This is a genomic window from Peptoniphilus olsenii (assembly GCF_040545475.1).
Lineage (GTDB): Bacteria > Bacillota > Clostridia > Tissierellales > Peptoniphilaceae > Peptoniphilus_A > Peptoniphilus_A olsenii.
In genome coordinates this window covers 217463-231075 of record NZ_JBEPMA010000001.1, presented here as the reverse complement: position 1 = coordinate 231075, position 13613 = coordinate 217463, and the positions used below count along the sequence as shown (strand labels likewise).

Below are 13613 nucleotides of genomic sequence, written 5' to 3'. Positions count from 1 at the left end.
GTATTATATTTTATATATGAAAATAAATACTATAAAATTATAAAGGTGAAAATAAGTTCTAAAAAAATTATTGAGAATACTAAATTTGTTCAAATTTCGGACTATCATTTAAATAGTTTTATTAATTTAAAGAATTTAAAAAGAGATTTAGAACTTATTAATCCAGATTTTTTTGTTTTAACTGGAGATATCATAAATAGAAATAGTAGTGGTAAAGATTTAAAAAAATTGGAAGAATTTTTATCAATATTTGATAAAGAAATATATTTTATAACAGGTAATCATGAATATGAAAATAATTCTTATGCTCAGGTTAATGAAGTTTTGGAAAAGTTTAATATCAAAAGCTTTGAAGATAATTTCTATAATGTTAATGAATCTATAAATATTTATGGTTGTAATTATAAAAAGAGAAATTGTAATTTGAAATTAATGAATAATTACTATAATATTTTTTTAATTCATGATCCATTAACTTACATCTATGGAAATTTTCCTAGTTATGATTTAATATTATCAGGGCATATACATGGAGGCCAGATAAGAATTCCTTTTCTAGGAGCGATAGTTGATCATGATTTTAATTTTTTTCCTGAATTTTCAAAAGGACTTTATAAGAAAAATGATTCACTGTTATATATTAGTTCAGGTTTAGGTTCTAGAAGAATCATAAGAACATTTAACAGAGTTGAGATTATATTATTTGAATTGTCGAGTATCTGAGGAAATTCTAACTTAGAATTTTTTTAAAACATTTAAATTAAAAAATTTTTTAATAATCAAAAAATCGCTAAATATGATAATTTTCTGATAATGAAATTACAATGTTTAGCGACTTTTAATATACCAGTATCTAATAAAAAAAAGTTTAATAAATATTTATCTTAAATAAAATAATAGATTAAATTTAAATATTAGTATGAAATTCATAGGGTATAATTATGTATGACAATGTATTCGAATGAATAAAACAGCATATAACAGAATATAAATTTAAAAAATAAAGTCGCTAATGGCTTAAAATCAACAAACTTTGATAAATAGCCAATCTAGCGACTTTTAATTTAAAATCATTAACTATAGATTTTAATCAATGGCAGGGGTAGCAGGACTCCCTAACTAACCTCTACAACCATTGTAATTTCAACGTTTCATTTTTAAAATATGAAATTCAATTTCCTACTCGCTCATCAATTCTAGTAAATTCACCTTATTTACTGCTGTCTTTTTTTGTTTTAAATTGACGTGAGTGTATATGTTTAATGTCGTTGTTATGTCTTCGTGGCCAGCTAATTCTTGTGCCATTTTTGGATCAATATGAGCCGCATTTAAGTTTGAGATATAGCTATGACGTAACTTGTGGAAAGTTTTATATTCTATATTTAATTCTTTACATAATTTAACAAGTCTTTTTGTTGGCTTTTGCCTGTATAAATAGTCTCCACATTCATTACAGCAAATCAATTGTTCAGGTTTCTGGAGTTTACCAATTTTTAATAATATTTCTGCTTGAGATACTTTATACTTATTCAAGATTTTATTTGTTTCATCATCAAGTGGCACTTCTCTATATGACTTATTAGTTTTCAAAGGTAGTACTTCATATTTGCGTTCTCTTGTTCCATCTGGAAGTATATTTATATTTAAATTATATTGTTTGTTAACATTCAAGGTACCGTCTTTATAATCTTCCCATGTTAAAGCTAGAAGTTCACCAAGTCTTAAACCGCTTTTTAGTCCTAAAAATATAGCAATGTCTACACCACTAGTATAATCTAAGGATTTTAAAATTTGAATTTGTTCCTGAATTGAATAGGCATCATTAAATTCTTTTTCCTTTTTTCTAAATATTTTAACGGATTTTGACGGATTATACCCTAATTTATTATCATCTGTGCAGTATTTAAAAAATGTTTTTATGTGCATTAGACTAGTATATAAAGTCTTTGACGAATATTTATCACTTAAATTATTGAAATGATTTTGAAGCATTGTACTTGTTATTTCGCCAAGTGGTACTTTTGCTATATCAAAATCTTTAAGTCTTAATTCATAGGTGTTAAAATATTTTAAAAATGTTGTGGATGTAACTTGTTCTTTTTTAAATGTAAATATCCAAGTTTTATAAGCTTCACCAAATAAAGCCCCTTTTTCATAAACGATATTTTTATTTCTATATTCTTCTTTAGCTTTTTCCATTTTTTCTAAAACTTCATCATAAGAGTAAGAAGCTCTAGTCTTATAGGTTGGTACTCCATTTACATCCTTGCCAACAATAAATTTTGCTACATAGTATTTTTTGCCATTTCTTTTTTGTACAACAATACTCCCATTTCCATATTTCCTATTTTTTGTTACCATTCTTATTCACCTAAAACCTTTCTTTATTATTGTCAGATTTTAAGCTATAATATAAGTGTACCAGGTTTATTTTAAGCCTAAAACCTTATTTCCTCTATTCTGTTGGAGCAGGATAGGGGAATTTCACATTTATGAGTTGAAAATAAAAATTAATGCACTTGATTTTTATTTATATACTTTGTCCCAATAGTATTGAATGTTTTGTATATTTAATTAAATCTTCAAAAGCTATCATCCTTTCATGCTCTGTTTGCAAGTAAAAATTATACATTTCATTTAGAAATTCCTTTCTTTTTTCATAAGCTGTATAGCTGACTCCATAAAGACTTACAATATAATTTGTTGGGTATTTAGCTGTCAAATACATCATATCTTTTGGCATAAGTAATTCTCCAGCAAATGCATCTGCAGCTTTCTCTTTTATATAGTCATTCAAAAAATTATATTTTGTATGATGTTTTAGAAAAATATGTCCAAGTTCATGGGCGATAGTAAAGCGTTGCCTGGTTAGGTCAAAATTAACATCATCAATAGCTATAACGTATTTATTAGTATTTTTGTTATGAATGCTAAATCCATCTAATCCTAGTAAATCTTCTTTAACTACAGTTATATCTTGTCTGTATTTCAAAATATCTTCTAAATTTATAGGTACTAATTGTTCTTCGTATTTAATTTTGTTGTGGATATAGTTAGCCATGCTAACAGCATAGTTTAAATTGTAATTTAATGTACTCATGTTCTTTTAAAATATATGTTCTTTGTTATTAAAAATATATAAGGCTTAAGCCTAAATATATTTTTAATTATTATTAAACTTGTAATATTTATCGTCCCTTGATTTCAACCCGTCAATATGTTCGAATAAATCATCTTTAACTTTCCTTCCTAACGGATCCAATACAAAGTCGATACCTTCTCGTCTAGCTAATTTTGCTGCTGGGACAAAATCTGAGTCGCCTGCAATTAATACTATTTGGTCAACTTGTTCTTTATAAGCTAGAGATGCAATATCAACCCCTATTTTCATATCAACACCTTTTTGCCTAACATTAAGTTGAAAGTCCGATTCTTGTAAGTCGTCTATTTTAATTTTATTATTTAATAATTTTTTAGTTGTTGAAAACTTTAAATTATAATTTAAATCATAGTCAGATAAGTTTCCTAATCTTAAGGCAACCTTACGTTGTTTTTTCATTTCGATAATAAATTCTGTCATCCATTTATAAATTTCGGTTTTGCCTAAGTTAATATCTTTTTGAAGATAAGGATGAAAAACATTTATCGAAGTAGGGGGGCAGTCGTAATAAAAAATTCTATACAGTTCATTATATGTAGTTTTATCATCTTTTCGTTCAGATAAATGTCTCATACAATATTTGTAGAGCTTATCAACGGTATTTTTGGGATTGCTAGGACCAAAAACTGAATTTGTAATTTTTCTATAGTATGCTCCATCAACTAATATGGCTGTTTTCATATTACCTCCATAATCAAAAATCCTTGGTTTCGCCCATTCCCATATGGTGGGAGAGCTACTTCCAAGGATTGCTTTTTGTATATACAACTATACGTTGTGTATATATAGTATATCCTTTTCAGTAGAAAATCAATCATTTTTATAGATTTAAATAAACTTTTAATTATCGTAAATAGTTTTTATAAAATGTGGATAACTTATATGTATTTTCCTATTTTATATTATTTTTCATTTTCTTCATCTTCAAAAAACGTTGCCTTTATCATCCTAAGCATCATTTCTTTTTGTTCAGGGGTAAGTTTTCGATTTGCTCTGTATAGTACGGATATTCCTTCGGGGAAGTCTTGTTCTAGCTCTTTTGTTTTTGAGGTTTTGTTTTCAAGTGGCTTATGTATATTTGAACGTCCTAACAAATAATCTGACGAAACATTTAGAGCATTTGCTATTTCTGATAACATTGTTGCATTAGGTTCTCTTTTATCATTTATATACCTACCGATAGATACTTCCGTAGTACCTACTATTTTTGCAAGTTCTCTTTGAGTCAAGTTTTTTTCATTTAATAATTTTAAAATTCTTTTACCTAAAGTATCCATTAACAACCCCTCCCAATACAACCTTTGGTAATTAGATTATACACAAAATATACCAATTGGTAAACAAATCTAACCAAATATATAATTAATTTTTAATAATCTCTTGACAATATAACAAACGGTTAGTATAATAGATTTAACAATTGGTTAGCAAAGAGGTGATTAAGTGAATCTAAAATTATTAAGAATTGCTAGAATAGAAAAAGAATTGTCTCAAAAACAATTAGCAAATATTATTGGAGTGCATGAATTGACATATTCACGTAAAGAAAGAGGAGAGAGAGAATTTACTAGAACAGAAATAGATAATTTAGCTAGAGCTCTTGATTTAACAAATGATGAAGTAAATAAAATTTTTTTTGATAGTAGAATAACCAATCGTTAAAGTTGCAAATAGGAGGAGTGTACGGAAGGTGAGAGATAAACTTGATGATTTTTTATTGGATGTAGAATTATTTGTTGATCAGTTAATAGCTCATAGAGATGATTGGTGGTATTTGATAATTTTTAATTTTTTAATTCCGCTAATAGTTTCAGTGGGGACAACCATTTTTACAGTGATTGTATTAAAGAGGTTATCCATATTGTAAGAAGGGTTGTTAGAAATGCTATGAGCATTGGAAAAAAGAAAGATCTAATAAATTCTGACATATGTTTTTCCCGAGATGTAGTTTTATAGTTTTGGAGAAATTTTTTACCTAGGTCGCTTACGTAATAATAACCTGTAAATTCTGAACTTGTAACTTTAGTTTTTTTGTCTTCAAGATGAACATATTCTTTATTTAGGTATGAGGTGTTATCAATAGGTAGTTGTATTCTGCCGTTATAGTGCCTTGAATAGTTTTGTTCACTTAAGCAATCCAACCTATATTTAGTTGAGTATTTTTTATCCGGATATTTTTTCATAATTTCATTTATGTGTACTTTTGTGTGTTTATTTATATAGTTTAGAATCTTTACATCATAAGTTTCTAGATTTTCTAACATTGATTGCATCTCCTTTATAGTATGTTGATAACTATATTATACAATATGTAGTATTTTTGAACAAGGAGGACAAATGAATAGACTAAAGGAATATAGGCTAAAGGCTAATATAAGCCAAAGAGACTTATCAAAAATTACTGGGATATCTGAAGGTAGATATAACCACTATGAAATTGGGAGAAGGGAACTTCCGGTGAGTATTGCCAAGAGGATTGGAGAAGTGCTGAAGATTGAATGGTGGAAGTTGTATGAATGATTTATTAGATTAAGAGTAATTAGAGAGGTTATATGGAATTAAAGGAATTAAAATTTTTATTGATAAATTTTTATTGATAGTAGAATAACCAATCGTTAAAGTTCGCAAATAGGAGGTAGTGATGGAATTAAAGGATTTAGAAAATGAAACTCTTTGATACAGATTATGGAATAAAAGGAATTAAAATTTTTATTGATGATGAAATCTATCATATTTATGTAAGGAAAAAAGGACTTTCTGTTGAAATGGTAGATATTTTTAAAGTTGTTGAAGGGGAAAGTATTCCTACAAGATTTAAGCAAGAACAAATAATGGATTTCACAATCAGTAATATAGCAAAATCCATCATTTTTGATATTTTCAGATTATTCAAAATATTTTTTGGCAAGACTTAAACCTGATTCAGTCAAAATAAGTTTACTCATACCTAGAGCTTTATAGCCAGGTTTAATAAATGAGTGTGCATACATTTCATCAAGGGTATCAAACCAATTTTGTCTGATTTCATTATCGAAACCAAATACAAATTCTCCTGAAGGAATGCCAGTTTTTAAATAGTTGTTATAACACTTTTGGAGTATTTCATTTTGGATTTTATTAGAATATGACATATAATCACCTCCTTTAGATAATTATATCAGAGGTGGTAATGGAGAAGTAATTAATTGTTAAAGTTGTAAATAGGAGGGGTGGATATGGAAGATGAGGGAATTTAAAGAAATGGTTCACTTGTTAGAGCAAATGAACCAAAACTTAGAAAAGCTAGTAGATGTTAATCAATTTCTCCTAAAAAGCCTATTGATTTCTTTGGCTTTTCAGAATTATGGTTTTTCAGAACAATTAGGTTCATATTTAACGAATTTATATGAATCAATTTTCGAACCTGATTTTCTTGAGAATCTTTGCAATAAAAAATGAGCATGTGAGGATTATGATATCCAACGTCTGTTATTGCTAGACTATCAATAGTGACTAGTATATGTTCATCTGAATTAATTTCAGATAACAAATCATCAATTTGAGATTTAATTCTTTTATACATTCCACTAGCCATTTCAGCAGTTGATAAGTCTTGCAAACTAGAAATATCAAATGTGTCCATTATAATCACCTCCTTTAGATAATTATATCAGAGGTGATGAAGTAATTAATTGTTAAAGTTGCAAATAGGAGGGGTGAAAGTATGTGGAAAATATTAGAAGAATTAAAAGAAATAAAAGAATTGCTCCGTATTATTGCAAGTAATACAGAGCAAGAAGAATATGACGTAATAAATATAACCTCTAAAATTACTAACGTTACTAATCAGGAAGATTAATTATAGCGTTAGGATTTTTATAAGTGATTATTGGCAAAGTATTAGTATTTAATGTTCCATATAAATTGAATATTCCCATATTATTTATCTCTGCATTAGCTGTACCATGAAGATTAAATATAGATGTGGAATCAATTGTAATTTTTCCATTTACAATCCCATGATTATTAAAGATGGATTTGTTCTTTAGAATTATATGGACATCATTTAGAGTTTTATAATTTTCTAAGGTTTCATTGTCGATAATTATTTGTTTCATTATAATCACCTCACTTTCTAAAGTGATTATAGTACAGGAAATATATTGAATTATGAAATATTTATAGTTGGCAAATAGGAGGCTATATGGAAGATTTGATTAAATTAGGATATAAACGTTCTGATGATGATTTTAAAAAAGAAGCTGTTAAAGAATTTAAAAAAGAAATATCTAACATGACTGAGGATGATTTGGTAGGGCATCTACAGACTGTTAGATATAGCATAGTTGAAAATAAGTTTACTTTTCTCTTTGATTTTGTTGCTGATAAAGAGTAGACAATTTTTCAGTAAAGTTGTAAATAGGAGGTAGTGATGGATGGAAAAGAAAGATATTATTGATTTTTTAAAATTTAGACAAAAGTTTACGCCTTTAGAATGGTTTGAATTGAATAAGGCTATCTCAGATAGAGAAAAAGAAAAAGCCGCCAAGTTAGAGCTTGACGACTTTGATGTTGACTTAATAGTTGATAGGTTGGAGTCACTTCCATTTGTAGACGTTGAAGACTAAATGCCTGCAACTTGAATGAAGATTGGGTTTATTCTGTAATCTATTCCTTTGTAAAAAACATGAACATAATCTAGCTGTGTATAAATATGTTCGGTTTTGCGTTTGAATGGAGCCCAGATTTCACCGTTTTCTTTGTACCAAGTAATTGGTGATTGACCATTATTACCTATAGTGGCATCTGGGTCATCATTTAGGCAAACCCATTGTCCTATTAGACAAGCATATATTTTCATTATTGTTCACCTCCTTTAGTTAATTATATCAGAGGTGATGGAAAAGTTAGAAATTTATCAAACGCTAAATTAAATATAGGAGGAGTTATGGAATTAAATATAGAATATTGTTTTGAAGAAATTGACGAGATTAAAGAATTAGTAAGGAAAATCAGTGAAATTGAAAAAGAGTACAGCTGCAACTGCACTCTTAAATTGATTAGAATTACTCCTTGTCCAGATTTTCAAGAGTTTTATAAACTCCCTCAATAATGTTAATTATTGACTCAAGTTTTAGTGTAGTTGTGTTAGCTCCGTTTTTAATTTCTACTTTGTCTAAAACTTTTAGAGCTACTTCTACTGCAAGTTCTTTGTTTAAGTCAGACACTTGTAATCACCTCCTTTGAACTAATTATATCAAAGAGGTTTGGAGGAGAGTTGCTAAAAAAGTTGAAAAAGTGCTGGAAGTTAATTGCTGGGAGTTATATGAATAAGGAAGACGAGCTTCAAGGAGGTGAACTACGAACTCTATCTATTACAATTATTATCCCATAATGAGTATGGGATAGAAAAGAAAATGTAGTTTTTTTAACTACAACATTATTATACGAGGAGGTAAAAAGAATGGCAAATATTATTTCATTTCCACAATTTTATGAAAAATATAGAGATGATTTAAACATTGGAAGGGAATCACTTAGAAAAATAGCTAAGAAGCCTAATTTTCCAAGTTTTAAAATTGGGAAAAAATTAATGATTTATGAAGATGAAATAGAAGAATATTTTAGGAATGTTGATAAGAGTAGTTTACAAATAAGGTGATAGATAATGGTTAAGTTTAATAGATATTTTGATTAGATGTTTTGGGGGGTGAAAGTATGTGGAAAATAGATGGAGTTATGCTTAGTGATTTTATTAATAAAAATTTTAAAAGTTATTTAGAGTTTTCAAGAGAAATAGGGATATCTTATTCACATTTATATTACATTGTGAAGGAACTTGTTTTAATAAGAGATGGAACTTTAACGAAGTTAGGCGAGGTTTTAAATAAATATAATGAAAATATTTTTGATTATGTATATCCTGAACCATTAATAATGAATAATGAAAAAATTAGTCAAATTGATATATTCATGGATGATGAACTGATTTGTTCTATAACTTCAAGAAATATTATTTACAAGGACGATATAAAAGTGAAGTGTAGACCATACTAAAGTTAATCTAAGTTATTATTGGAACTTTTATCAGGGTTAGAAACTGGAGTTTCTATTCCATTAATTACACGGACATGGTAATTATCATAATTTCCACTTTTAATTTCTCTTACAAATTGGTTTCTTGTCATATTTTTACCATTGTAATTATCGTGGAATGTTGTATTTCTTCCGTTAGGATTTTCTGAAGTTACTGAAACACGTTTACGAGCCATAATAACACCTCCTTTATACGAAATAAGTTTAAATCAATTTAGGAGGTCTACACTAGATATAATAATATCATTATTCAATAAAAAACACAATATATAGTATATATACTTGAAATTATTAGAATGGAACACGATATATATAATAAAAATATAGAAGGTGGGTGAGAATATTAAAGATGCTCTTATTGAAATAACTGCAGATGGGGTTATTACTGAAGATGAAAAAGGAAAATTGGAAGATATTATGAAGCAATTGCAGAAGATTACTAAAGTTGCTGGAGAGTTAAAAATATGGGTTAAGAAAAATTTGGAGGTTTAATGATGGCAGATTTAAAAGATTTAACAATGAGTGTAAAAGAAGCTGCTGAAAGGCTTGGTAAATCAGAGACATTTGTTAGAGAGGGATTAGCTAGAGGGCTACTACCTTTTGGTACTGGTTTTAAGATTAATGAAAGTAATAAGAAGAGATGTTTTATTATTTATAGAAAACAGTTTGAAGAAATTGTAGGTGAAGCTTGATGGTTAAGTTTAATAAATATAATTTGGTTTTAACTATTAAAAGATTAATAGGTATTGCTGCTGCAATGATACTTGGTTATCTGGCTTTTAATTTTGGTATTAAGTTAGTTTTTTATTTTTTATATGTAGGAACAAGCTTGATTGATGCATTGTTTGCTAGTTTGGTTTAAGGAGGTAATATGAGTTATTTATCGTTAGTTTTTTTGTTGATAGCGTTGATTATGCTAAATAGATCTTAGGGGGTAAGGAATGAAACTATTAAATAAAAATATATTAGTTATGCAAGTGTTAGTAGAGAAAATTGAGGACGAACAAGACAAGGGCGAACTAGACGGAGTAGATAAAATTTGCGTAGGAATGAGTCAGAATCCAATAATAAATTTTACAGATGGAACTAAAGTAATTTTTAGTTGGGAAGAATTGTGCAAAATGGCGGTTAATTTTAAGAAAAATGAAAAGGCAAATGAAAAAAGTCCTGCAGCGACTAAACAACAGGACTAAATAATAAAGAAATATTTTATTTGCTTTTATTATATCACAATTTAAAGAATTAATGGAGGTAATTTTATGAATCAAGTACAAAGAATTATTAAAAGATGGGAAGATATTGTGCCTGAAAGTCAAATGTTAACTATGGAGCTAAAAAAAGCAGAGTATTTATATTTGAAATGTACAGACGAAGGTTTAAGAGTTGAGATAAAGAAAAATATTAATGATATTAAGGGCAAGATTAGACAATTGGAATCTGAATATGAATATTTATCTGAACTTGTTAGTATGATTTCTAATCGTGAGGTAGCAATATGAGTGTTGCTAGAAATATTTATCTTAAATTAAATAAGGGAGATAAGAGTTATTATTTTAAACAAGTTTTTAAGGTTTATGCTTGTGATGGTAATGTGCAGGTTAGACCTATTGTTAAGGAAACATATGCTAAAAATCTTTTAAGTAAGAATCATAGTAAGAAGAAATTCGAAGAGTATGACTATGAGGACGCAAGTCCTTGCATGCAAAGAATTGTTGATGAAATTGAAGAAACTGGAAAAATAAGAAAGGTATATTGATGAAATTATATGAGTTAACAGAAATTTATAATAATCTTTTAGATATAGATTTAAATGATGATGATTTGAAAAGTGCTTTATCAAATATTGATGATGAGATTGAGATTAAAGCTGATAATATCGCAAAAGTTTTAAAAAATATGGATGCTGATATTGTTGCATTAAAAGCTGAGGAAGACAGACTAAAAAATAAAAGAAAATCTATAGTAAATAGAAGTAAAGATTTAAAAGAATATCTACAAAAACAAATGGAGCTAATTGATAAGAAAAAGTTTAAAACTACATTATTTAGTTTTAGTATAGCCAAAAATAGAGCCAGTATAGATATTATAGATGAGAGTAAGATACCTGAAGATTATTTTAACGTAACAAGAACTCCAATGAAAAGTGATTTGCTTGAAGCATATCAAAATGGAGTTTTAACCGAAGGTTTAGAATTAGTACAAACTGAAAGTTTGAGAATTAGATGAGGTGTAAAAAATGACAAATGCAATTGTAAAGTATGAAACATCTAGTGGTGAAGTAGCACTAGATAAGCAAACTATAAAAAACTATTTAGTATCTGGAGATGCTAATAAAGTAACAGATCAAGAATTAGAACTATTTTTAAATTTATGTAAGTATCAAAAGCTTAATCCGTTTTTAAGAGATGCTTATTTGGTTAAATTTGGTAATAGTCCTGCGAATATTATTACTGGCAAAGATTTCTTTATTAAGAGAGCCTACGCTAATAAAAATTTTAAGACTTACACTGCAGGAATTATTGTATTAGATAAAGAGGGCAATATTAATGAAAGAGCAGGCTCTTTTTATGCAAAGCAAGTTGAAACGCTTGTTGGTGCATGGTGCAGAATAACACGTACTGATGGAAGTGAATTTTATCATACTGTATCTTTTGATGAATATAATACTGGACAGTCTACTTGGAAAAAAATACCGGCAACAATGATAAGAAAAGTTGCGTTAGTACAAGCTCTTAGAGAGGCTTTCCCAGAAGATTACCAAGGTTTATATGATAATTCTGAAATGGGAGTAAATGAGGAAATAATTTCTGATGAGAAAGTTGAAGTAAAAAAGAATACTGTAACACAAGAACAATTTGATCAACTTTTAAAAGCAGTAGGGGAGAATAGAATTGTAGAGTTCTGTAAAGAGAGAGGATATAAGGACGCTTGTAAGATTACAATTGATGAGTATTTACAACTTATGTCTGAACTTGATATTACAGATGCAGAAGTTGTTGAAGATGAAGATGAAGTACATTCTCAAGATGAAAGTTTTAAAGATTTAGAAGATATTGATGAGGAAGATTTACCTTTCTGATAGATATATAGAAGTTTAAACTATTTTTAAATAAAAAATTAAATATGAGGAGGAAATATGGCAAGAAAAATTGCAGTGGGTATTAGCTACTTTCCACTTGATACAAGTTTTTTAAGAGACATCAAGATTAGGCGGGTGCTAATGGCTTGCGGTGCAAATTCTATAGCCGTTATAATAGCTCTCTTATCTTCAATTTATGAAGATGAGGGCTATTATATCAAACTTAACGAAGATTTGCCTTTTGTAATTGCTGACCTAGTTGGGATTACCGAGGGTGCCGCTAAAGAAATAATTAATAAGTTAGTACAAGTTGGTTTCTTCGATAAAAAACTCTGTAGTAAATTCAAAATATTAACTTCTAAAGGCATTCAAGAAAGGTATTTAAAAGCTTGTGAGCGAAGAAAAGAAGTTAGGATTATAAAAAATTATTCTTTAATAAATTCTAGTGATTATACAAATATTATTTATGTAGACATTAATGGGATTGATGTATACATGAATAAAGAAAATGTAGACAGAAGTACACAAAGTATAGTAAAGGAAAGTATAGAAGAGGATAGAGAGATATATAAAGACTATGTATCTAGATTAAATAAGATTTTAAAAATTAAGATTTCTTCTGATTTTCTCTCAAAAATTAATAAAAATATTGATATAGAAGCACTGATTGACGGTATTTCTAAAAGTAAATGGATTCAAGAGAATTTAAATTTAAATACTGTTTCTAACACAACTCTTGTAAAGATATCACAAGGGTTTTATAGGGATTTTACGTCAAGAGAGAATAATAAATTTAAAAATTTTGAACAGATTACAGACAGTTACTCAGAAGAAGAACTTGAAGATATCGCTATGCAAAAGCAGCAAGAGGGGTTTAAAAAGTTAGGAGTTGATATTTAGTGCATTTAACACTTTATGGTAGACCTATTACTAAAAAAAATTCTTCTAGGATTGTTAAATGTGGTGCTTTTCATAAGCTACTGCCTTCTAGGGCTTATGTGGCTTATGAAAAGGACTGTTTAAAGCAAATTACAGGCATCTACAAGCAAAAATTAAACGGTAAATATAATCTTAAATGCGTTTATTTTATGCCAACTAGACATAGGGTTGATCTAGTTAATTTACTTGAGGCTACATGTGACATCTTGGTTGCTGCAGATGTTATTGAAGATGATAATGCTAAAATTATTGCAAGTCATGACGGTTCAAGGGTTTTATATGACAAGGTTAATCCTAGGGTTGAGATTTATTTGCAAGAAGTTTAGAAATTGAAAATGTTAAGAAATGTTAATTATTTTT

General features: G+C 28.1%; 30 protein-coding genes. 19 read left to right on the top strand and 11 right to left on the bottom strand.

What is annotated here, in order from left to right; all coding sequences use genetic code 11:
• Positions 1–45: 45 nt before the first annotated feature.
• Positions 46–723, top strand: a complete 678-nt coding sequence (locus tag ABID14_RS01335) for a metallophosphoesterase (protein ID WP_354366647.1) — start codon at positions 46–48, stop codon at positions 721–723.
• Between the two features lie 456 nt (positions 724–1179).
• Here the strand turns inward: ABID14_RS01335 and ABID14_RS01330 are convergent, their stop codons facing one another.
• The 4 genes from ABID14_RS01330 to ABID14_RS01315 all read right to left on the bottom strand — a co-directional run bounded on the left by ABID14_RS01330 (position 1180) and on the right by ABID14_RS01315 (position 4437).
• Entirely contained in the window at positions 1180–2361 is a 1182-nt protein-coding gene (locus ABID14_RS01330; protein WP_354366646.1) for a tyrosine-type recombinase/integrase, read from the bottom strand.
• Positions 2362–2530: 169 nt separating this feature from the next.
• Positions 2531–3100 (bottom strand): ImmA/IrrE family metallo-endopeptidase, encoded by a 570-nt coding sequence (locus tag ABID14_RS01325; RefSeq protein ID WP_354366645.1) that lies wholly within the window; start codon positions 3098–3100, stop codon positions 2531–2533.
• A 63-nt stretch (positions 3101–3163) separates the two neighbouring features.
• Positions 3164–3841, bottom strand: coding sequence for an NYN domain-containing protein (locus ABID14_RS01320; protein WP_354366644.1), 678 nt, complete (start codon positions 3839–3841; stop codon positions 3164–3166).
• A 221-nt stretch (positions 3842–4062) separates the two neighbouring features.
• Complete coding sequence (locus tag ABID14_RS01315; protein WP_354366643.1) at positions 4063–4437, bottom strand: helix-turn-helix domain-containing protein; 375 nt, start codon at positions 4435–4437, stop codon at positions 4063–4065.
• 166 nt (positions 4438–4603) lie between these two features.
• Here ABID14_RS01315 and ABID14_RS01310 point away from each other — a divergent pair, with 166 nt between their 5' ends.
• Positions 4604–4822: a helix-turn-helix transcriptional regulator gene (locus ABID14_RS01310; RefSeq protein WP_354366642.1), complete on the top strand. Its 219-nt coding sequence runs from the start codon at positions 4604–4606 to the stop codon at positions 4820–4822.
• 167 nt (positions 4823–4989) lie between these two features.
• Here the strand turns inward: ABID14_RS01310 and ABID14_RS01305 are convergent, their stop codons facing one another.
• A complete protein-coding gene (locus tag ABID14_RS01305; RefSeq protein WP_354366641.1) occupies positions 4990–5424 on the bottom strand; it encodes a hypothetical protein in 435 nt (144 codons plus the stop codon).
• Between the two features lie 73 nt (positions 5425–5497).
• Between ABID14_RS01305 and ABID14_RS01300 the strand changes: the two genes are divergently transcribed.
• Positions 5498–5680 (top strand): helix-turn-helix transcriptional regulator, encoded by a 183-nt coding sequence (locus ABID14_RS01300; protein ID WP_354366640.1) that lies wholly within the window; start codon positions 5498–5500, stop codon positions 5678–5680.
• Between the two features lie 143 nt (positions 5681–5823).
• Entirely contained in the window at positions 5824–6075 is a 252-nt protein-coding gene (locus ABID14_RS01295) for a hypothetical protein (RefSeq protein WP_354366639.1), read from the top strand.
• On the opposite strand, the gene ABID14_RS01290 is transcribed toward ABID14_RS01295, so the two are convergent.
• Positions 6046–6291, bottom strand: a complete 246-nt coding sequence (locus ABID14_RS01290) for a hypothetical protein (RefSeq protein ID WP_354366638.1) — start codon at positions 6289–6291, stop codon at positions 6046–6048. The two genes, ABID14_RS01295 and ABID14_RS01290, sit on opposite strands and share 30 nt — an antisense overlap.
• A gap of 161 nt (positions 6292–6452) precedes the next feature.
• Positions 6453–6782 (bottom strand): DUF6173 family protein, encoded by a 330-nt coding sequence (locus tag ABID14_RS01285; RefSeq protein ID WP_354366637.1) that lies wholly within the window; start codon positions 6780–6782, stop codon positions 6453–6455.
• Positions 6783–6863: 81 nt separating this feature from the next.
• On the opposite strand from ABID14_RS01285, the gene ABID14_RS01280 reads away from it, so the two are divergent.
• Positions 6864–6998, top strand: a complete 135-nt coding sequence (locus ABID14_RS01280) for a hypothetical protein (protein WP_354366636.1) — start codon at positions 6864–6866, stop codon at positions 6996–6998.
• Here the strand turns inward: ABID14_RS01280 and ABID14_RS01275 are convergent.
• On the bottom strand, positions 6982–7257 hold the full coding sequence (locus ABID14_RS01275) for a hypothetical protein (protein WP_354366635.1): 276 nt from the start codon (positions 7255–7257) through the stop codon (positions 6982–6984). The genes ABID14_RS01280 and ABID14_RS01275 overlap by 17 nt on opposite strands.
• Before the next feature lie 86 nt (positions 7258–7343).
• Between ABID14_RS01275 and ABID14_RS01270 the strand changes: the two genes are divergently transcribed.
• Both ABID14_RS01270 and ABID14_RS01265 read left to right on the top strand, forming a co-directional pair.
• Positions 7344–7535, top strand: coding sequence for a hypothetical protein (locus ABID14_RS01270; protein ID WP_354366634.1), 192 nt, complete (start codon positions 7344–7346; stop codon positions 7533–7535).
• Between the two features lie 40 nt (positions 7536–7575).
• Positions 7576–7767: a hypothetical protein gene (locus tag ABID14_RS01265; protein WP_354366633.1), complete on the top strand. Its 192-nt coding sequence runs from the start codon at positions 7576–7578 to the stop codon at positions 7765–7767.
• On the opposite strand, the gene ABID14_RS01260 is transcribed toward ABID14_RS01265, so the two are convergent.
• Together ABID14_RS01260 and ABID14_RS01255 are read right to left on the bottom strand one after the other, a co-directional pair.
• Complete coding sequence (locus tag ABID14_RS01260) at positions 7764–8000, bottom strand: hypothetical protein (RefSeq protein ID WP_354366632.1); 237 nt, start codon at positions 7998–8000, stop codon at positions 7764–7766. The genes ABID14_RS01265 and ABID14_RS01260 overlap by 4 nt on opposite strands.
• Positions 8001–8205: 205 nt before the next feature.
• The gene (locus ABID14_RS01255; protein WP_354366631.1) at positions 8206–8367 is read right to left on the bottom strand and encodes a hypothetical protein; all 162 of its coding nucleotides are present in this window, start codon (positions 8365–8367) and stop codon (positions 8206–8208) included.
• A 236-nt stretch (positions 8368–8603) separates the two neighbouring features.
• On the opposite strand from ABID14_RS01255, the gene ABID14_RS01250 reads away from it, so the two are divergent.
• Together ABID14_RS01250 and ABID14_RS01245 are read left to right on the top strand one after the other, a co-directional pair.
• Positions 8604–8801 (top strand): helix-turn-helix domain-containing protein, encoded by a 198-nt coding sequence (locus ABID14_RS01250; protein WP_354366630.1) that lies wholly within the window; start codon positions 8604–8606, stop codon positions 8799–8801.
• A gap of 56 nt (positions 8802–8857) precedes the next feature.
• Positions 8858–9196, top strand: coding sequence for a hypothetical protein (locus ABID14_RS01245; RefSeq protein ID WP_354366629.1), 339 nt, complete (start codon positions 8858–8860; stop codon positions 9194–9196).
• A 2-nt stretch (positions 9197–9198) separates the two neighbouring features.
• Here the strand turns inward: ABID14_RS01245 and ABID14_RS01240 are convergent, their stop codons facing one another.
• Positions 9199–9411, bottom strand: a complete 213-nt coding sequence (locus ABID14_RS01240; RefSeq protein WP_354366628.1) for a hypothetical protein — start codon at positions 9409–9411, stop codon at positions 9199–9201.
• 154 nt (positions 9412–9565) lie between these two features.
• Here ABID14_RS01240 and ABID14_RS01235 point away from each other — a divergent pair, with 154 nt between their 5' ends.
• The 10 genes from ABID14_RS01235 (at position 9566) to ABID14_RS01190 (ending at position 13579) form a co-directional block, all read left to right on the top strand.
• Positions 9566–9727 (top strand): hypothetical protein, encoded by a 162-nt coding sequence (locus tag ABID14_RS01235; RefSeq protein ID WP_354366627.1) that lies wholly within the window; start codon positions 9566–9568, stop codon positions 9725–9727.
• Complete coding sequence (locus ABID14_RS01230) at positions 9727–9927, top strand: MerR family transcriptional regulator (RefSeq protein ID WP_354366626.1); 201 nt, start codon at positions 9727–9729, stop codon at positions 9925–9927. The genes ABID14_RS01235 and ABID14_RS01230 overlap by 1 nt, the downstream gene beginning before the upstream one ends.
• Complete coding sequence (locus tag ABID14_RS01225) at positions 9924–10097, top strand: hypothetical protein (protein ID WP_354366785.1); 174 nt, start codon at positions 9924–9926, stop codon at positions 10095–10097. The genes ABID14_RS01230 and ABID14_RS01225 overlap by 4 nt, the downstream gene beginning before the upstream one ends.
• A gap of 79 nt (positions 10098–10176) precedes the next feature.
• On the top strand, positions 10177–10428 hold the full coding sequence (locus ABID14_RS01220) for a hypothetical protein (RefSeq protein WP_354366625.1): 252 nt from the start codon (positions 10177–10179) through the stop codon (positions 10426–10428).
• Between the two features lie 66 nt (positions 10429–10494).
• The gene (locus tag ABID14_RS01215; protein ID WP_354366624.1) at positions 10495–10734 is read left to right on the top strand and encodes a hypothetical protein; all 240 of its coding nucleotides are present in this window, start codon (positions 10495–10497) and stop codon (positions 10732–10734) included.
• Positions 10731–10991, top strand: coding sequence for a hypothetical protein (locus tag ABID14_RS01210; protein WP_354366623.1), 261 nt, complete (start codon positions 10731–10733; stop codon positions 10989–10991). Before ABID14_RS01215 ends, ABID14_RS01210 begins: the two co-directional genes overlap by 4 nt.
• Positions 10991–11461: a siphovirus Gp157 family protein gene (locus ABID14_RS01205; RefSeq protein WP_354366622.1), complete on the top strand. Its 471-nt coding sequence runs from the start codon at positions 10991–10993 to the stop codon at positions 11459–11461. The genes ABID14_RS01210 and ABID14_RS01205 overlap by 1 nt, the downstream gene beginning before the upstream one ends.
• Positions 11462–11471: 10 nt before the next feature.
• A complete protein-coding gene (gene bet / locus ABID14_RS01200) occupies positions 11472–12314 on the top strand; it encodes a phage recombination protein Bet (protein ID WP_354366621.1) in 843 nt (280 codons plus the stop codon).
• Positions 12315–12371: 57 nt separating this feature from the next.
• Positions 12372–13214, top strand: a complete 843-nt coding sequence (locus ABID14_RS01195; protein WP_354366620.1) for a DUF4373 domain-containing protein — start codon at positions 12372–12374, stop codon at positions 13212–13214.
• Positions 13214–13579 carry a RusA family crossover junction endodeoxyribonuclease gene (locus tag ABID14_RS01190; protein ID WP_354366619.1) on the top strand — a complete coding sequence of 122 codons (366 nt, stop codon included), beginning with the start codon at positions 13214–13216 and terminating at the stop codon, positions 13577–13579. The genes ABID14_RS01195 and ABID14_RS01190 overlap by 1 nt, the downstream gene beginning before the upstream one ends.
• Positions 13580–13613 lie beyond the last annotated feature (34 nt).